At 70.6% G+C, this 16,860-nt stretch carries 19 protein-coding genes; 11 read left to right on the forward strand and 8 right to left on the reverse strand.

The annotated features are described in order from the left end of the window. A partial coding sequence (locus tag E1294_RS21740; RefSeq protein ID WP_132510891.1) for a TIGR03620 family F420-dependent LLM class oxidoreductase occupies window positions 1-871 on the reverse strand: 871 nt, incomplete at its 3' end. A 99-nt stretch (window positions 872-970) separates the two neighbouring features. Here E1294_RS21740 and E1294_RS21745 point away from each other — a divergent pair. Beyond that, window positions 971-1,570, forward strand: coding sequence for a TetR/AcrR family transcriptional regulator (locus E1294_RS21745; RefSeq protein WP_246083177.1), 600 nt, complete (start codon window positions 971-973; stop codon window positions 1,568-1,570). On the opposite strand, the gene E1294_RS21750 is transcribed toward E1294_RS21745, so the two are convergent. Genes E1294_RS21750 through E1294_RS21760 form a run of 3 tightly spaced genes read right to left on the reverse strand, consistent with a single transcriptional unit; the run spans window position 1,564 to window position 3,793 of the window. Continuing rightward, entirely contained in the window at window positions 1,564-2,397 is an 834-nt protein-coding gene (locus E1294_RS21750; RefSeq protein ID WP_165977413.1) for a hypothetical protein, read from the reverse strand. The two genes, E1294_RS21745 and E1294_RS21750, sit on opposite strands and share 7 nt — an antisense overlap. Beyond that, complete coding sequence (locus E1294_RS21755; protein WP_132510895.1) at window positions 2,304-3,437, reverse strand: hypothetical protein; 1,134 nt, start codon at window positions 3,435-3,437, stop codon at window positions 2,304-2,306. The genes E1294_RS21750 and E1294_RS21755 overlap by 94 nt, the downstream gene beginning before the upstream one ends. Further along, window positions 3,419-3,793, reverse strand: coding sequence for an RING finger family 4 domain-containing protein (locus E1294_RS21760; RefSeq protein WP_165977414.1), 375 nt, complete (start codon window positions 3,791-3,793; stop codon window positions 3,419-3,421). The genes E1294_RS21755 and E1294_RS21760 overlap by 19 nt, the downstream gene beginning before the upstream one ends. A gap of 263 nt (window positions 3,794-4,056) precedes the next feature. Between E1294_RS21760 and E1294_RS21765 the strand changes: the two genes are divergently transcribed. Together E1294_RS21765 and E1294_RS52850 are read left to right on the forward strand one after the other, a co-directional pair. Beyond that, entirely contained in the window at window positions 4,057-5,445 is a 1,389-nt protein-coding gene (locus E1294_RS21765) for an OFA family MFS transporter (protein WP_246083178.1), read from the forward strand. Further along, window positions 5,442-5,609, forward strand: a complete 168-nt coding sequence (locus tag E1294_RS52850; protein WP_165977412.1) for an MFS transporter small subunit — start codon at window positions 5,442-5,444, stop codon at window positions 5,607-5,609. The genes E1294_RS21765 and E1294_RS52850 overlap by 4 nt, the downstream gene beginning before the upstream one ends. 177 nt (window positions 5,610-5,786) lie before the next feature. Here E1294_RS52850 and E1294_RS21770 read toward each other — a convergent pair whose 3' ends face one another. Further along, window positions 5,787-6,035 carry a hypothetical protein gene (locus tag E1294_RS21770; RefSeq protein WP_132510901.1) on the reverse strand — a complete coding sequence of 83 codons (249 nt, stop codon included), beginning with the start codon at window positions 6,033-6,035 and terminating at the stop codon, window positions 5,787-5,789. A 382-nt stretch (window positions 6,036-6,417) separates the two neighbouring features. On the opposite strand from E1294_RS21770, the gene E1294_RS21775 reads away from it, so the two are divergent. After that, window positions 6,418-7,035, forward strand: a complete 618-nt coding sequence (locus E1294_RS21775) for a cytochrome P450 family protein (protein WP_181958536.1) — start codon at window positions 6,418-6,420, stop codon at window positions 7,033-7,035. Continuing rightward, the gene (locus E1294_RS21780) at window positions 6,986-8,203 is read left to right on the forward strand and encodes a cytochrome P450 family protein (RefSeq protein ID WP_132510903.1); all 1,218 of its coding nucleotides are present in this window, start codon (window positions 6,986-6,988) and stop codon (window positions 8,201-8,203) included. Before E1294_RS21775 ends, E1294_RS21780 begins: the two co-directional genes overlap by 50 nt. Window positions 8,204-8,209: 6 nt before the next feature. Here the strand turns inward: E1294_RS21780 and E1294_RS21785 are convergent, their stop codons facing one another. Genes E1294_RS21785 through E1294_RS21795 form a run of 3 tightly spaced genes read right to left on the reverse strand, consistent with a single transcriptional unit; the run spans window position 8,210 to window position 10,303 of the window. Then, on the reverse strand, window positions 8,210-9,487 hold the full coding sequence (locus tag E1294_RS21785) for a cytochrome P450 (RefSeq protein ID WP_132510905.1): 1,278 nt from the start codon (window positions 9,485-9,487) through the stop codon (window positions 8,210-8,212). 1 nt (window position 9,488) lies between these two features. Further along, the gene (locus E1294_RS21790) at window positions 9,489-9,689 is read right to left on the reverse strand and encodes a ferredoxin (RefSeq protein WP_132510907.1); all 201 of its coding nucleotides are present in this window, start codon (window positions 9,687-9,689) and stop codon (window positions 9,489-9,491) included. Then, a complete protein-coding gene (locus tag E1294_RS21795) occupies window positions 9,686-10,303 on the reverse strand; it encodes a TetR/AcrR family transcriptional regulator (protein ID WP_132510909.1) in 618 nt (205 codons plus the stop codon). The genes E1294_RS21790 and E1294_RS21795 overlap by 4 nt, the downstream gene beginning before the upstream one ends. 547 nt (window positions 10,304-10,850) lie before the next feature. Between E1294_RS21795 and E1294_RS21800 the strand changes: the two genes are divergently transcribed. The 6 genes from E1294_RS21800 to E1294_RS21825 all read left to right on the forward strand — a co-directional run bounded on the left by E1294_RS21800 (window position 10,851) and on the right by E1294_RS21825 (window position 16,859). After that, complete coding sequence (locus E1294_RS21800; protein ID WP_132510911.1) at window positions 10,851-11,744, forward strand: ROK family protein; 894 nt, start codon at window positions 10,851-10,853, stop codon at window positions 11,742-11,744. After that, window positions 11,741-12,859 carry an N-acetylglucosamine-6-phosphate deacetylase gene (gene nagA / locus E1294_RS21805; RefSeq protein WP_132510913.1) on the forward strand — a complete coding sequence of 373 codons (1,119 nt, stop codon included), beginning with the start codon at window positions 11,741-11,743 and terminating at the stop codon, window positions 12,857-12,859. The genes E1294_RS21800 and nagA overlap by 4 nt, the downstream gene beginning before the upstream one ends. A gap of 83 nt (window positions 12,860-12,942) precedes the next feature. Continuing rightward, a complete protein-coding gene (locus tag E1294_RS21810) occupies window positions 12,943-13,638 on the forward strand; it encodes a GntR family transcriptional regulator (protein WP_132510915.1) in 696 nt (231 codons plus the stop codon). Beyond that, the gene (locus E1294_RS21815; protein ID WP_132510917.1) at window positions 13,635-14,999 is read left to right on the forward strand and encodes an ABC transporter substrate-binding protein; all 1,365 of its coding nucleotides are present in this window, start codon (window positions 13,635-13,637) and stop codon (window positions 14,997-14,999) included. Before E1294_RS21810 ends, E1294_RS21815 begins: the two co-directional genes overlap by 4 nt. Next, window positions 14,996-15,952, forward strand: coding sequence for a carbohydrate ABC transporter permease (locus E1294_RS21820; protein ID WP_132510919.1), 957 nt, complete (start codon window positions 14,996-14,998; stop codon window positions 15,950-15,952). The genes E1294_RS21815 and E1294_RS21820 overlap by 4 nt, the downstream gene beginning before the upstream one ends. 67 nt (window positions 15,953-16,019) lie before the next feature. Further along, window positions 16,020-16,859 (forward strand): carbohydrate ABC transporter permease, encoded by an 840-nt coding sequence (locus E1294_RS21825; protein ID WP_132510921.1) that lies wholly within the window; start codon window positions 16,020-16,022, stop codon window positions 16,857-16,859. The last annotated feature ends 1 nt before the right edge of the window (window position 16,860 follow it).

Below are 16,860 nucleotides of genomic sequence, written 5' to 3' on the forward strand. Positions count from 1 at the left end.
GGCGGGGGGCGAGCCGCGCCAGCTGGTCGACTGCGGTTGTCAGGTCGTCCGCCAGCGGGTGGAGCAGGACGTGGTCGGCGCCGGCGGCCAGGTGCCGCTCCGCCCGGGCGGCGACGGCGTCGTCGTCCCCCCAGGCCACGATGGCGTCGACGAGGCGGTCGCTGTATCCGCCGTCGAGATCGGCGTCGCCGTACCCGAGCCTGCGGTAGTTGGCGGTGTAGGCGTTCTCGCTGCCGCCGGCGCCGAAGAGGGCGCGGATCCGTCCCCTGGCGCGGACCTCGTCGGTGTCGAGGATGAGGGCCAGATGCGGGATCAGCAGCGGCCCGGGGCCGAGAGCGTCGCGCGCGGTCCGGGTGTGCTCGACGGGTTGCAGGAAGGGGTGCACGCCGCCGGCTCGTTCGGCGGCCAGCCGGTGCGTTTTGGGGCCGAGAGCCGCCAGGACGCGCGGGTAGCGCGCTTCCGGCAGGATGCGCGCGGCGGCGGCGTCCATGGCGTCCAAGTAGGAGCGCAGTTCGGCCAGCGGACGCTCGCCGCCGTGGCCGCCGAGTCCGAGGATCACGCGGTCCGGGTACGTCTCGGCGAGCGTGGCCGCACCGCTGTGCGTCGCCCGCGGGTGGCGCATTTTGATGTTGGCGACGCCGGCGCCCGCGACCAGTCGTTCGGTGGCGGCGAGCACCACGGCCAGCTGGGTGAGGATGTCACGCCCGGCGATGGGGGCGGTCGCGGGGGGTTCGCCCGTCCACACCGAGCCGTACCCGAGCCGCTCGATCCGCGCGAACTGCTCGCGTTGCCTGGCCATCGGCGTGTGCAGCAGCGTCATCGGCGCGATCCACACGCCGAAACGGCCGAGGCGGTCCTGCGTCGGGTTCATCGTCACTCCTGCCGGGGGACTTTAGCGGAGCTAGCCTCCGCTTATCTGGAGCATACGATACGGAAGCAGGCTCCGGATTGTGAACTTCAGGAGGCGGATGTGAGCGACACCACCACCCGGCGCGCCATGCGGGCCGACGCGCGGCGCAACCGTGACCGGCTGCTGGCCGAGGCGCGCACCGCCTTCCTGGACCACGGCACCGACGCCTCGCTGGAGGACGTCGCCGCGCGCGCCGGGGTCGGCGTCGGCACCCTCTACCGGCACTTCCCCACACGGGAGGCGCTGCTGGCAGAGCTGCTGCGCGAACGATTCGACGCCCTCGCCGCGGGCGCGCGGCAGCTCGCCGGTCACCCGTCGCCCCGCGAGGCGCTGATCATCTGGACACTCGACTTCGTGCGGACCACCACCGTCTACCGAGGGCTGACCGCGGCGGTGACGGCGACGCTGCACGACCCGGCCTCGGCCCTGCACGCCTCCTGCGAGGCGATGCGCGGCGCGGCGACGGCGCTGCTGACCCGCGCGCAGGAAGCGGGTGAGGTACGCGCCGACGTCGCGCCGCTCGAGTTCCTGGCTCTGGTCGCGGGCGCCTCATGGGCGCGCGAGCAGATGCCGGGCGCAGGTGTCCGCGGCGACCGCCTGTTCCTGCTGCTCTTCGAAGGCCTGGAACGTCCCGATCAGGGACCGCCGGAAGATCAGTGACGGGTCGTGACGGCCGCCGGCGCCGGAGCCAGGCTGCTCAGCAGGTCGGCGGCGTCCAGCAGGCGGGCCGCGCCGAGCCCGTCCGCGTGCAGCGCGTACACCTGCGCGCCCGGCAGCCCGAGGTCACCGGAGACCAGGACCGCCAGGTCAGTGCCGTCCAGATGGTCCTCGAACGGCCCCTCGAACGGCCCCTCGAACGGCCCCTCGAACGGCAGGGCGGGGGCCCGCGCGGCGAGCCGCGCGGCGAACCCCTCGACGTCCTCACCGAGGCGGCGCTCGTACCGGCGGAGTGAGCCGTCGCGGCCGCGCACCACGACGTCGGCGGCGCGGGCGGCGGCGTGCCAGCAGGCCACCTCCCACAACGTCACCCGGCCGGTGAACGCGCTCTCCATCGCGGCGCCCAGCGCGGCCACCTCGCCGGCGCTGCCCGCCACGTTGTGGTCGTAGCCGGCGGCGGACAGGTTGAGGTCGGTCCAGCGCATCGTGCGCGTCCACAGGTCGGCCACCAGCGGTACGAGGATCTTCGCCGGCCCCGCCAGGTCGAACTTCTGCCGCACCGCCAGCGGGTCGAACAGCCCTTCCGGCTGCTCCATGAACCCGGCGAAGCCCCGCGGCAGCTCCTCGAACGGCACGTCGTTGTAGCTGAACACCACCGGGACGAGGTAGCGGGCGGGCAGGGCGCGCACGTCCACGTCGATGAACTCCGACGCCCCGAGCGGCTCGGGCGCGGAGGTCAGGTCGCCCGAGTGCACCAGGCCCTTGCCGAGGCGCAGGCGCGTGTAGTCGCACAGGCCCGCGAAGCGCCAGTCCTCGACGAACACCGCCACCGACAGGTCCAGGTCCACCCGGGTGCCCGGCGGCTCCGCCCAGTGCAGGAAGAACCGGATCCGCTCGGCGCGGGGGATGGGCTGGGTGCTGCCACGGGCCAGGCGGACGAGCGCTGCGCCCGCCGTACGCTCGGATGTGGGCGCGACCAGGTCGGCCAGCCACGGGGTCCTGATCTGGCCGAGCGCGGCGACAGCACCCCGGGCGTGACCCGGCGCACGGCGCCTTCCAGCGTCTTCAGCGGCGTCTCGGCGGCGCGCGCTCCGTCCGCGGCGGCGCCGCCGCCGTCGGCGTACGTCACGCGCAGCAGGCGGGACAGGCGGCGGAGGAGCTCGCCCGGACGGTGCGCGAGCAGCGTGACGGCGTCGGCGTGGCGGCCGTCCGCCAGTGCCGTCTCCACGCGGGACGCGAACGTCTTCGCGCGCACGCGCCCGTCGCGCACCTCCAGCTCGGGATGGCCGGCCGCCCGCTCCAGCAGGGCGCGCCCGAACGCCGTGCCGGGGTCGAGCCTGGTGCCGCGCAGCGCCGCGAACGCCAGCGCCGCGCCGGGGAAGCGGGCGTGCTGCTCGTGCGGGTGCAGCACCTCGGCCATGTGCTTCCACCGCTCGCGGTGGCGCAGCAGGTCCTCCAGCAGGTACGGCATCCCGTCCAGGCACGCCAGCACGGCCCGCCGTACCGCGCGGGGCAGCGACGTACGGCGCTCGGGCCGGATCCGCAGCCCTGGGTCGCCCCCCATCAGCGTGTGCAACACCCGCAGCACGTCGGTGGCGGTGCCGGCGTGGCGCGGCAGCAGCTCACCGGCTTCCTTGCGCAGCGCGTGCGCCAGCACCACCGCTCTGGTCTCCTTGACCGGGATCGTCTCCGGCAACCAGGAGAGCGCCGCGGGCCGGCAGGCGTCCAGCAGGGTCTCCAGATCGGCCCGCTCGTGCGCCGGCATGGGGGTGCGCCGCGCCAGCATGGCCGTGGCCAGCTCGCGGCAGGCGGCGCCGGGGTCGGCGCACGAGCCCAGCAGCACGGTGGTGGTCACGGCGTCTCGGTGCACGGAGACGCTTCTCTCCGACGGGCGCAGGAAGGGGTCGTCCAGGTGACGGCCGCGCTGGCGATGCGCCGGTGGCAGAGCGGGCAGGCGCTGAAGTCGGCGCCGTCCCAGCACGTACGGCACACCAGGTGGGCGCAGGGCGACACGGGGCGCACGGTCCCGGTCTCCCCGCACAGCACGCAGGGACGGGCCGGGTCCTGCAGCAGCAGGCTGAACACCCGGCGCACGTAGAAGTCCGCGGTGTCGGCCGGCACGCTGTCCGGAAATTTCCGGAACAACGGCACATGGGTGGCGTTCGCCCCGACGTCCTCGCGCAGGCAGTGCAGCAACCGCCGCCCCACCCGCGTCAGCTCGGCCACCTCTGATGTCTGCCGACCTGTACCGGGCGCTGGCGGGACTGGAGAAGGAAGCACGCCCAGGAGCCGCCTGTCCGGCACCTTACCCGGCTAGATCACGACATGCCGCTCAATTTCCTCACCGTGCTGATCACAGCCCCGTTGGCGACATGTCCGGCTGGCCGCGCCGGGCTTCGTACGCCGTTCGCCGACCAGACTTGACCGCTCACCGTAAACCTGTGCCTGGATCCGAAATACGGCATACCGTATGTGTTACCCGTATCTTCGTGGCAAACAGTACGAGGTTCGCGAGTCCCACAGGTTTCCTGAGCCGTTCCCGTACCGTGGCGGCGCCCACGTGGAGCCGGTGGCTGGTGCCGCCCGCCGCCCTCTCCGTGCATCTGGCGATCGGGCAGGCGTACGCGTGGAGCGTGTTCAAACCGCCACTCGAATCCTCTCTCGGCCTGTCGGGCACCCAGAGTGCCCTGCCGTTCCAGCTGGGCATCGTCATGCTCGGCCTGTCGGCGGCCTTCGGCGGCACGCTGGTCGAGCGCAACGGGCCGCGCTGGGCGATGTTCGTCTCGATGGCCTGCTTCTCCTCCGGGTTCCTGCTGTCCGCGCTGGGCGTGGCCACGGGGCAGTACTGGCTGGTGGTCCTCGGCTACGGTTTCGTGGGCGGGATCGGGCTGGGGATCGGCTACATCTCGCCGGTCTCCACGCTGATCAAGTGGTTCCCGGACCGGCCGGGCATGGCCACCGGCATCGCGATCATGGGGTTCGGCGGGGGAGCGCTCATCGCCTCGCCGTGGTCGGCGCAGATGCTCGATTCCTTCGGCACCGGCACGGGCGGGATCGCCACGACGTTCGTCGTGCACGGCGTCGTCTACGCCGCCTTCATGTCCATGGGCGTGCTACTGGTGCGCGTCCCCGCCGACGGGTGGGCGCCGAAGGGGTGGCGGCCGCGCGAGGCGGCCACACGCCGGCTGGTCACCACCGCCGACGTCTCGGCGCGCAACGCCGTCCGCACCCCGCAGTTCTACCTGCTGTGGCTGGTGTTGTGCCTGAACGTCACCGCCGGGATCGGCATCCTGGAGAAGGCCGCGCCGATGATCGTCGACTTCTTCTCCGGCACCTCCACGCCCGTCGCGGCGGGAGCGGCGGCGGGCTTCGTCGCGCTGCTGTCGCTGGCGAACATGGCGGGGCGCTTCGGCTGGTCGTCCACCTCCGACTTGATCGGGCGCAAGAACATGTACCGCGTATACCTGGGCGTGGGCGCGCTGCTCTATCTCGCGATCGCGCTGGCGGGCGACACCTCCAAGCCGCTGTTCATCATCTGCGCGCTGGGCATCCTGTCCTTCTACGGCGGCGGCTTCGCGACGGTCCCTGCGTACCTGAAGGACCTGTTCGGCACGTACCAGGTCGGGGCGATCCACGGCAGGCTGCTCACCGCCTGGTCCACCGCGGGCGTGCTCGGCCCGCTGATCATCAACGCGATCGCCGACGGGCAGGAGGCCGCGGGGCGCTCGGGACCCGCTCTCTACACCACGTCCCTCTACATCATGATCGGTCTGCTCGTGGTCGGCTTCGTCGCCAACGAGCTGATCCGGCCGGTGCACGAGAGGTACCACGAGCGGCCACGGCAGGAACAGGTGACGGGAAAGGGGCAGGCGGTATGACGGGCACCACGGACCGAGCGGGCGCCGCGGACACTGCGGGCAGGGCGGGCACGGCGAACCGGCGGACGGGGCTGATGGTGCTGGCATGGGCGTGGGTGGGGGTGCCGTTCGCGTACGGCGTCTACGAACTGTTCCTCAAGCTCACCCAGCTCTTCTCCGGCTGAGCGATTTCTGAGATAAATTCACTTTTCATTGCCTTGCGCGCGCAATTGTGTGTGATTTCCGGTTATATCTCCATTTTGGATGTTATGTAGATGCCTTGAATGGGGCACCGGATCCCAGGAGTGCTGCGAAAAAGAGAAGGGGGTTTGGCATTCTGTTGACCGAACGTTCTCACCCGGTCACAACACGCGGGAAAACGCACCCGGACAAGGAATGCCATGATCACATCGGATCTCCTGCTTGGGGCGCTGCTGGGCTGCTGCGCCGTCGTCGTGGTCGGAGGCGTCGTCGTCGCGCTGACGGTGCAGGCCCGCGCCAGGCGCACCGCAATGCAGGCCAAGGAAATCGCGGAAAAAGCCGCCCGTGACGCCGTCCAGGACAAGGCCACCGCTGTCGAGCAGGCCCAGGCGGCCCGCTCCCAGGCGCACGCCAACTGGCAGTGGTACGAAGCCGCCCAGACCGAGGGCGCCCGGCTCGTCGAACGGCTGCAGGCCGTGTCCGACATCGAGGCCAGGGGCTACACCGGCGTCGACATCCCCGGCCTCTTACACCCCTATTTCGCCGGCAGCCCGCTCGACAAGCAGCACCCAGCCGCTGAAGACCTGCTGCGCGAGGCGGTCGAGATCACCCGCACCGGCGTGGGCAGCGCGGCCAGGGCGGGCGTGCGCGGCGTCACCGACGGGGCGCAGATGTTCCTCAACCCGGCTCCAGCTGAAGATCGACGAGGAGCTCCGCGAGTTCCCCCAGGCCAGCGTCTACCACCAGAGCCTGGTCGACATCGACCACCTGGCCACGCAGGCCCTGCACAGCGTGCAGCGCCTGCGCCTGCTGGCCGGATCGTGGCCGGGCATCCAACTCGTCGTGCTGGTCGGCGCCGGGACCATCCCCACCGCGGCCTGGATCGCCTCGGGCCTGCGCCTGCTGCTGACCGACGACGATTACGCCGGCGACCTGATCGGCGGAGCCGTCACCGTACGCCGTGCCATGGACAGGGTGTTGTGGACCCGCTCGCCCATGGCGAACTTCTCCGCGCGCTACGCGCGCCACGCCACCACCCTGCACGGCGTCCCCGTTCCCGCCGGCGTGCCGATCCTCATCAGCCACGCCGCGACCGGCACCGATCCGGCGCTGCCCAGCCTCGGCTACGACCACCGCTCCCACCTGGCCTGGTCGGCCGGGCCGCACCGCTGCCCGGCCGACAGCCAGGCCGCCGTAATAGCGCAGACCGGGATCGAGACGCTCCTGGACCAGCTGTGGAACCTCGACCTCACCGACGCCGAGGTTCCCAACCGGCCGGGGCCCTTCCACACGTGCCCCGCTGCGCTGGGCATCCGCTTCCGTCCTCAGCCGGTCGACCCCCCTGCCACCGGAGGTCCCCGTGACCTGCACACCGCCGATCCTCGACACCACCGGCATCCACCTTTATGACCAGGTCGACGAACTGCGCGCCGCAGGCCCCGCCGTCCAGGTCCGGCTCCCCGGCGACCTCGTCGCCTGGTCCGTCAGTCGGGGCGACGTGGTCAAGCACCTCCTGACTCACCCCGACGTCTCCAAGGACGCCCGCAGATCCTGGCCCGACTACCGCCCCTTCGCCATCGCCTGGCTGACCGCCTGGGTCGACGTCGTCAGCATGTTCACCGCTGACGACGCCGACCACAAGCGGCTGAAGGATCTGGTCGGCCGGGCCTTCACCGCCCGCCGCATCGAAGCGATGCGGCCCGCGATCGAGGACATCGTCGCCGCCCTGCTCGACGACCTCGCCTCCGCACCTCCCGAGCAGCCGGTCGACCTGCGCGAACGGTTCGCCTACCGGGTCCCCACCCAGGTCATCTGCAACCTGTTCGGCGTGCCCGCCGAACAGCGGCCCACCATGCTGGGCGTCATCGACTCCGTACTCGACACCAGCCTCACCGCCGAGCAGGCCACCATCGTCCAGCGGGACATGTACGCCGCGATGCACCGGCTCATCGCCACCAAACGGGCCGAACCCGGCGACGACATGACGAGCCTGCTGCTGGTCGCCCAGGAGGCCGACGGTGACCGGCTCAGCATGGACGAGATGGTCAGCACCCTGATCCTGATGATCGGGGCGGGCAGCGAGACGACGGTGTCGCTGATCGACCGCGCGATCATCGCCATGCTGACCCATCCCGGTCAGCTCGCCACCGTCATGGCCACGCCGGACCGCTGGAGCGACGTCGTCGAGGAGAGCCTGCGCCGGCACGCGCCGATCATGCATCTGCCGCTCCGCTACGCCACCGCCGACATCGACCTCGGCGACGGCGTCATCATCGGCAAGGGCGGCCTCATCCTCATCGCGTTCGGCGCGCACGGCCGCGACCCGGACGTCAATCCCGACCCCGGCAGGTTCGACATCGACCGGCGCGACCGCCAGCACCTCGCGTTCGGGCACGGCATCCACTTCTGCCTCGGCGCCCCGCTGGCCAGGCTCGAGGCCGGCGTCGCCTTACCCGCCCTCTTCCAGCGGTTCCCGTACATGCGGCCGGCCGCCGACCTGAGCACGCTCCCGCCGGCACCGTCCTTCATCGGCAGCGACGTACGGTCGTTGCCCATCGTGCTGGGGCCGGCCGGATAGCCGGCGTCACGTCCGGCCGACCCGCAGGGGCAGCGTCCGCGGTCCGCGGACCTGCCCCGTCGCCCAGGTCACCGCCGCCGGGTCGGCCAGGGTGAACTCCGGGATCCGCTCCAGCCAGACCTCCAGGGCGACCCGCAGCTCCATGCGCGCCAGGTGGGAGCCCACGCAGCGGTGGATGCCCAGGCCGAACGCGACATGCCGGTTGACCTCGCGGTCGATGACGACCTCGTCCGCCCGCTCGACGTGCGCCGGGTCACGGTTGGCCGCGGGGAACGACAGCAGCACCCAGTCGTCGGCCTTCATGTCGACGCCGCGCCAGTGCATGTCCTGTTTGACCAGCCGCGCCATCGTGACCGGCGCGTACGCCCGCAGGAACTCCTCCATCGCGGTGGGCAGCAGCTCCGGCTCGGCCACCAGGCGCTCCCGGTCGGCCGGCGTCTTCGCCAGGTGCCACAGGGAGGCGCCGATCGCGCTCCACGTGGTGTCGATGCCGGCGATGAGCAGCAGGGCCATCGTGCCGGACACGTGTGCCGGCTGGAGCTTTTGGCCGTAGAGCTCCGCATCGATGAGGTAGGTGGTCAGGTCGTCGCGCGGGTTGTCGAGGTGGTCCCGGATCTGCTCCAGCAGGTAGTCGAACAGTTCCGACATGTGCGCCATGCGCTCTTCGGGCGGCAGGTTGACGCCTTCGAGCGAGTGCTCGATGAACGCGCGGAAGCGGGGCCCGTCCTCCGGGGGGAAGCCCAGCATGTCGGCGATGACCCGTACCGGGATGTGCTGCGCGTACTCGCGGGCCGCGTCGACGTCCCGCCGGCCCTCTAAGGCGTCGACGAGCGCATGGCAGTACGCCCGCGTGGCCGCCTCCCGCTTGGCGACGGTGCTCTTGGTGAAAGCCGGCAACAGCAGCCTGCGCGCGTCGCGGTGGAACGGCGGGTCGGAGGAGATCGGGGGCACGCCGCCGACCGGAGCCAGGTCGAGCGGCGGCCGGTAGTTGCTCATGACGATCGCGCGGGAGGAGAAGTGCTCGGTGTCGTAGGCGATCGCGGCGACGTCCTCATATCGCGTCGGCAGCCAGCCGCCGCCGAACCGCTCGGTGTGCGCGATGGGGCAGCCCTGCCGCAGCTCGTCCTGGATGGGGTACGGGTCGGCGGCCCACTCGGGCTCAAGGTGGGAGAAGTCGGTCGTCCAGTCGGAGACGGGACCGGTGACGATCTCGCTCCGGGTGCCGACGAACTCGTCGTCCTGCCCGTCCCGGTAGTCCTGTGTGAAGCGCTCGTCAACGGCCATGTCAGGTCTCCTCGTGCGCGTCGATCGCCCGTTCGGGACAGTTGGCCACCGCCAGGCGCGCCGCCTCCTCCTCGCCCGGCGGAACGACGCCGTGGCCGAGAACCTGCCCGTAACCCTCGTCGTCCTCGCCGAACAGGCCCGGAGCGAGGTCGTAGCAGCGCCCGTGCCCCTGGCACCGTTCGGGATTGATCTGTACTTTCACGAAGTCGACTCCCTCTTTTCTGTGATGCCGGCGGGGCCGAGGACCGTCACGACGCGGGCGAGCAGCTCGGCCCACTCCTCGTCGGCGACCGCGTGCAGGTCCGGCGTGACCAGCACGCTGCCCATAGCCAGCAGGAGGCAGAAGTGCGCCAACGCGTCGGGCGACAGCGCCGGATCGAGCTCGCCGTCGTCCTGCGCGCCGCGTACGAGCCCGGAGATCTGGCCGGCGCGTTCGCCGATGTAGTCGCGCATGGGCAGGGCGACGTCCTGGTCACGGCGGGCCGCGACGAGCGCCTCGACGATGAGACGGCCACGGATGTCGGGCCTGCGGGGGAGCCGGCGGCCGATGACGAGGAGCAGCTCCGTGACCGGCCGGGTGGGGTCGGCGGCGAGCAGGTCGGCGAGCATGCTGCGGCCGTGCGCGCGCAGGGCCGCCACGAGCAGGTCCGCCTTCGAACCGAAGTGCGCGTAGAGCGCGCCGTTGCTCACCCCGGCGGTGGCCGCGATGTCGGCGACACGGGTGCCGTCGTATCCGCGCTCGGCGAAGACGTCGGCGGCCGCCCGCAGCAGTCGCTCCCGCGTTTCCGCGGCGGTGACACCGGCTATGCGCCCCATGAACGAATTAAAAAGTCGTTCATTTGATTCGTCAAGGGCACCTGGCACTACATCTGTCTTGTCTGACGCGCTTGCAGATGTCAGTACGGCGCAGGAGATGTCAGCGGACTTGGCAGTAGGCCATCGGGGTGACGTTGGGGGCGATAGTTGGCCCCGCGTGTCCGACCATGCTGAAGATCACGTCAAGCCCGCAGACCCCTCCCCACTCAACGCCTATGACATGATCGCCGAGGGGTACGCGGCCGAGAACGAGACCCCACTGTCATCTTCACTGCGTCCAGACAGTGGTCGGAGTCATGCGGCTAGAAGAGCTGTTCTCTGCTCACCTGATCAGTGACCGGTCGCTGGATTCGCTGCTGCTGAGCCCGCAGTGGCCACGCCGGTGGAGTGCGACGTGGCGGACGCCGGTCGGTGAGCTGGCATGTCCGGCCCGTCAAGGGAGGAATCCGGTTCAGGCCGGATCTGGAGGTTCGATGGGATAGCCGCATAGCCCCGCAAGGTCATGACCCCGCCGGGCGAGATCATCGGCAGGACCTACGATCGGCGCATGACAAGCCATGTGATCGCTGTGGACGTGGGCGGGACGGCGATGAAGGGGGCACTCGTCACCCGCGACGGCGATGTGGAGGCCTTCGAGAAACGCCCGACCAGACGCGAGCGAGGGCCGGAGCACGTGCTGAACAGGCTCGGGGACTTCGCGGCAGACCTGGCGGCGCAGGCGCCAGTGCCGCCGCTGGCGACCGGTGTGGCCGTTCCCGGCCTGGTGGACGAGAAGGCAGGCGTCGCCTCCCGAGCGGCGAACCTCGGCTGGCGGGACGCGCCCATCTCCGCGATGCTCGGCGAGAGGCTGGGCATTCCGGTGGCCCTCGGGCACGACGTGCGGGCGGGCGGCCTCGCCGAGAACGTCTACGGCGCCGGGGCGCACGCGCGGAACTTCCTGTTCCTGGCGATCGGCACGGGCATCGCGGGCGCGATGATCCTGGAGGGCCGGCCGTACGGCGGCGCCTGCGGCCATGCGGGAGAGGCGGGCCACATCCCGGTCCGTCCAGATGGGGAGCCCTGCGTGTGCGGGCGACGCGGATGCCTGGAGACCTACGCCTCGGCCGCCTCGATCGTCCGACGCTACGGAAAGGGCCGCCTGCGGACGGAAGACGTCCTCGCCCGCGCCAATCAGGGCGACGACCATGCGAAGCGGGTGGTGAACGAGGCGATCGAGGCGCTGGCGACAGGTCTGGCCACGTGCACGCTCCTGCTCGACCCCGAGCTCATCGTGATCGGCGGCGGCCTGGCCGGCGCGGGGGAACGGCTCCTGGATCCGCTGGCGAAGGAGCTGGCGGCCCGGCTGTCGCTCCGGGAGCCGCCGCCCATCTCGCGGGGGGCGCTGGGAATCCGCGCGTCTATGCTCGGTGCCGGAATCCTCGCCTGGAGTGTGGTGGAATGACCGATCAGATTCTTGCCGGCGCCCGCGTGGTGACCCCCTCGGACGTACTCGAACCAGGCTGGGTCCAGATCAGGGGCGGGCGCATCGCCGGCGTCGGGGCCGGAGCGCCACCGCGTGATGGCACCCCGATCCGTGATCTCGGCGGTGGCTGGCTCCTGCCCGGGTTCGTGGACATCCACGCGCACGGCGGAGGCGGTGTGTCGGCGATCGACTCACCGGCCGACCTGGCGGCCACCGTGGCCTTCCACCGCTTACACGGAACCACCCGGACCCTGATCAGCCTGGTGTCCTCTCCCGTGGAGCAGATGGCCCGGGCCGCCGGTTGGGTGGCCGACTTGATGGCGAGTGAGCCCGGTGTGGCCGGAGCCCATCTCGAAGGGCCGTTCCTGTCCCACCTGCGTTGCGGGGCCCATGATCCTGATCATCTGCGCGCGCCGGCGACGGCGGAGCTGCGCAAGCTCCTGGAGGCCGGACAAGGCGGCATCCGCATGGTCACGGTCGCCCCCGAGCTTCCCGGTGGCCTGGATCTGGTCAGGGAGCTGGTGGCGTGCGACGTCATCGCCGCCGTGGGCCACACCGACGGCGACTACGCCACGTGCCGCGCGGCCTTCGAGGCCGGCGCGCGGGTGCTCACCCACACCTTCAACGGCATGCGGGGGCTTCATCACCGCGAGCCCGGGCCGTTCCTCGCGGCCTGCGAGTCGCCGGATGTCGTCCTCGAGGTCATCAACGACGGCATCCATCTGGCCGATCCCATCGTCAGGCTCATCGTGCGCCAGGCGCCCGATCGCGTCGCCCTCATCACCGACGCGTCGGCCGGGGCCGGCATGGGCGACGGCCGGTACGCGCGCGGCGCCCGGCAGGTGCAGGTGAGCGCGGGGCGCGCGGAGCTGGTCGGCAGCGGATCGCTGGCCGGCAGCACGCTCACCATGGCGCAGGCGGTACGGCGGGCCGTACGCGAGGTCGGGCTGCCGGTGACCGTCGCCTCGGCCGCGGCCTCAGCCGTGCCCGCCCGGCTGCTCGGCCTGGACTGCGGGCGCATCGAAGCGGGCCGCGCGGCGGAGTTCGTGGTCATGACCGACGACTTCGAGGTACGCGAGGTGCTGGCCCATTGACTCGGCCACGGCCATTGGTATACCAATGGTCTACTTAAGCCGAGGAAAGGGTTTCTGTGGCGCGTACGGCGAACAAGGCTCAGATGGTCAGGACCCTGATCGAGGCAAGGTTCATCACCGTTCCCGGGCCCGCCACCGTGCTTCCCTCGGAGCGCCGCCTCGCCGAAGAGTTCGGCGTCGCCCGCATGACTGTTCGCGCCGCGTTGAAGCTGCTGGAGGCCGACGGGCTGATCCGCTCGGCGCCCGGGGCCAGCTACATGGTGGTTCCTCCGCAGGTGTCCAAGGGCCCGACCCTGTCGTCGTTCACCCAGGACGCGCAGAAGCGCGGATGGCGGCCGGGATCCCGGGTGATCGAGCGGACCGCCTTCGACGCCGACGCGCGGCTCGCCGCCACCCTCGGAATCAAGCCCGGCGACGCCGTTTACCAGATCGGCAGGGTGCGGACCGCTGACGACACCCCGCTCAGCTACGAGCGGGTTTGCCTGCCCGCCGCCTTCGTTCCCGGACTGATCGACGAGGACCTCACCGGCTCGCTCCACCAACTGCTCGCCGATCGCTACGACATCCGGATAACCCGGCACGAGCGCACGATCACCGCTATCAACGTGGACGCGGAACAGGCCGAGCTCCTCGGCGTCGAGGAGGGCACCGCGGCCCTCTGCGTACCCCACATCGGCTACGACCAGACCGGTCGCCGGGTCGAGCAGGTGCACGCGCTGTACCGCGGTGACCGGTACGAGTTTTCCAGCGTGACCTATCTGCGGGAGACGAACCCATGAGGAAAGTCACCTTAAGCGTGGCGACGACGGCTCTGCTGCTAACGGGAGCCTGTGGCGGCGCGGAACCTCAGGAGTCGTCCGCCGCGGCGACCCTCACCTTCTGGACGCCGCACACCACACCGGACCGGCTGGCCGTCCAGCAGTCCGTCGCGGCGAAGTTCACCAGCAAGACCGGCATCAAAGTCGAGGTCGTGCCGCTCGAGTCCAAACAGGCCAGCCAGAGCCTGGTGACCGGCGCCGCCTCCGGCACATTGCCCGACGTGATCCTTTACAGCCCCAACCTGATCGCGGCCTGGAACGCCCAGGGCCTCATGGACACCGAGGCGCCGCGGCAGATCGTCGATGAGCTGGGAGCCGACACCTTCACCGAGAGCGCCATCCGGATGGCCACGGTCGGCGGAAAGCTCGGCGCTGTGCCCAGCGACGGCTGGGGGCATGTGATCTCCTACCGCAAGGACTTGTTCAAGAGCGCGGGCCTGGAGGCCCCCGAGTCGGTCGAGGACATCGTCACCGCGGCGCAGAAGCTGGCGAAGGACGGTGTGCGGGGCATCGCGATGGGCACCCAGCCAGGCGACGGCTACACCGGCGAGGGCCTGGAGTCGCTGCTGCAGGCCGCCGGCTGCCAGCTCGTCACGAACGGCACCGTCGCCATCGACTCGCCGGAATGCGTCACCGGCCTGGACGCCGTCCAGAAGCTCGGAGCCGCAGCGGGCACCGGGGAGCTCGACGTCGGCGCCGCACGAGCCGCCTACCTCGCCGGAGACGCGGCGATGCTCCTGTTCTCCTCGCACATCGTGGACGAGGTCGCCGGCCTGGACAAGGACAACCCGGTCACGTGCCAGGAATGCAAGAAGGACGCGACGTACCTGGCGGAGAACACCGGTTTCGTGACGGCTCTCGGCACGGCTCCGCAGTACGGCCAGACGTCCAACTACGCCATCCCCCGAGGCGCGTCGGTGGAGAACGCCAAGAAGTTCGTCTCCTTCGCCATGTCCGAGGGATACGTGGAGATGTTGTCGACGGCCGCCGAGGGCCGGATCCCGATGCGGCCGGGACCGGCGAAGGGGTCCACCGAGTACCTAGACGCGTGGGCCGATCTCCCGGTCGGCAACGACCCGGCCACGAAGAAATCGATCAAGGCGGTCTACGGCGAGGACGTCGTGGACCAGCTCGCGAAGGGCGCCGCGTCGTTCGGCCGCTGGGGATGGGGCACCGACGATGCCACCCTGGCCGGCGTGGTGTTCTCCCAGGGCACCCTGTCGAAGGAGCTCGGGCCCCTGTTCAGCGGGACGTCGCCGGCCGACGTCGCGAAGAAGATGGCGGCAGAGGTCGACTCCGTCAAGCAGGACCTGGGTGAATGACCTCGAAACGGCTGGTGTTCACCCGGTGGGGCCGCCCGCTCAACCGGTCCCAGCGGGATGACCTGCACGGCAGGTTGCTGGTCAGCCCGACCATGCTCGTCGTGCTGGCCTTCGTCGTGCTGCCCTTCCTGGCCGTCCTCGTGCTCTCGTTCGCCGATGTCCGGCTCGTCGACATCCCCCGGCTGTCGCTCGACCGGCTCACGCTGACCCTGGCCAACTTCCGGTCGGCCTGGGGGAGCGACAGGTTCTGGTCCGCGCTGGGCACCACGCTCGCGTACGCGGCCTGCACCACCGCGGGGGCGATCACGGCCGGTCTGGTGGTGGCGTTGGCGCTGCGCCGGCCGTTCCGTGGTCGTGGGCTGGTCCGGGCCCTGGTGCTGATCCCGTACGTGCTGCCGGTGGTGGCGGCCACCACCATCTGGAAGACTCTGCTCAACACCGAGTACGGCCTGGTCAACGCCGTCGGCAGGCAGCTGATCGGCTGGCAGGACCCGATCGCCTTCCTCACCACGCGCAGTCAGGAGCTCGGCGGGATCCCGATCCCGGTCGCGCTGGTGACCGTGATCGCCTTCGAGGTGTGGAAGACGTTCCCGCTGGCCTTCCTCTTCATCACCGCGCGACTGCAGGTCACGCCGATGGAGCTGGAGGAGGCCGCGGCGATCGACGGAGCGGGCAAGGTCAGGGTGTTCTTCCACATCGTCCTGCCGCAACTGCGCGGCGTGATCGCCCTGCTGATCGTACTGCGGTTCATCTGGTCCTTCCAGAACTTCAACGACATCTACCTGCTCACCGGAGGAGCGGGCGGCACCGAAGTGCTGGCCGTACGGGTGTACGAGGAGCTGGTCACCCGGGCCAACATCGGCACGGCCTCGGCCACCGGGCTCCTGATGACCGCCATGCTCCTGGTGCTGCTGGTCTTGTACGCCTGGATGATCAGGAGGGAGCGGACATGAGCGAGCGCAGCGAGCGACCGGGCAAACACAGCCGGCTGCCGTTCATGCCGCCGACGAAGGAGGCGGCATGAACGGCGGAGACCGCATCCTCGGGGTGCTCAAATGGCTGGTCATCACCTTGACGGTCATCGTGTGCGCGGGCCCGCTGGTCTACGGCTTCCTGCTGTCGCTGCGGCCGTTCGCGTCGGTCGCCGCGACGCCGCTGTCGCTGATCCCCTCGGCCGAGGAGGTGACGCTGGAGGCCTACCCCAGGGCGATGGGCGAGTACGGACTGGGCGGCTTCATGCTCAACTCGCTGCAGGTCGCTCTGGCGACCGTGGTGCTGGCCGTCCTGTTCAGCGTGCTCGGCGGGTACGCGGCCGTCCGGCTGGACTTCTTCGGGCGCCGCTCCGTCAACGTCCTCTTCCTGGGTGTCTACATGCTCCCCGGCATCGTCCTGGCCGTTCCGTTGTTCGTGCTGCTCAGCCGCGTGGGGCTGACCGGCACCCTGATCGGGCTGGTGCTGGTCTACATCGCCCAGACCGTGCCGGTCGCGCTCTACATGCTCCGCAACTACTTCGTCGCCGTGCCCGCGAGCGTGGAGGAGGCGGCGATGATCGACGGTTGCGGGCGGCTGGCTCTCATCCGCAGGGTCGTGCTGCCGATGGCGTTGCCGGGCATCGCCGCCACGTCCCTCTACGTCTTCATGATCGCCTGGAACGAGTACCTGTTCGCGCTGCTATTCCTCGTGCACGACCGGCCGCGCTGGACGGTGGCGCTGGGCATCTCGCAGCTCACCGAGTTCTCGGTGCCGGCCACCGTGCTGATGGCCGGGTCCATCGCGGTCACCATCCCGGTGGTCGCGGGGTTCTTCCTGGCGCAGCGGTTGTTGATCTCCGGGCTCACCGCCGGAGCGGAGAAGGGATGAA

The organism is Nonomuraea diastatica, assembly GCF_004349015.1.
Taxonomy (GTDB): Bacteria; Actinomycetota; Actinomycetes; order Streptosporangiales; family Streptosporangiaceae; genus Nonomuraea; species Nonomuraea diastatica.

What these genes read in the sequence shown, in the direction of transcription:
- E1294_RS21820 (WP_132510919.1), top strand. Translation starts at nt 14,996, where the DNA reads ATGACCTCGAAACGGCTGGTGTTCACCCGGTGGGGCCGCCCGCTCAAC.
- E1294_RS21795 (WP_132510909.1), bottom strand. Translation starts at nt 10,303, where the DNA reads ATGGGGCGCATAGCCGGTGTCACCGCCGCGGAAACGCGGGAGCGACTG.
- E1294_RS21825 (WP_132510921.1), top strand. Translation starts at nt 16,020, where the DNA reads ATGAACGGCGGAGACCGCATCCTCGGGGTGCTCAAATGGCTGGTCATC.
- E1294_RS21810 (WP_132510915.1), top strand. Translation starts at nt 12,943, where the DNA reads ATGGTCAGGACCCTGATCGAGGCAAGGTTCATCACCGTTCCCGGGCCC.
- E1294_RS52850 (WP_165977412.1), top strand. Translation starts at nt 5,442, where the DNA reads ATGACGGGCACCACGGACCGAGCGGGCGCCGCGGACACTGCGGGCAGG.
- nagA (WP_132510913.1), top strand. Translation starts at nt 11,741, where the DNA reads ATGACCGATCAGATTCTTGCCGGCGCCCGCGTGGTGACCCCCTCGGAC.
- E1294_RS21815 (WP_132510917.1), top strand. Translation starts at nt 13,635, where the DNA reads ATGAGGAAAGTCACCTTAAGCGTGGCGACGACGGCTCTGCTGCTAACG.
- E1294_RS21800 (WP_132510911.1), top strand. Translation starts at nt 10,851, where the DNA reads ATGACAAGCCATGTGATCGCTGTGGACGTGGGCGGGACGGCGATGAAG.
- E1294_RS21785 (WP_132510905.1), bottom strand. Translation starts at nt 9,487, where the DNA reads ATGGCCGTTGACGAGCGCTTCACACAGGACTACCGGGACGGGCAGGAC.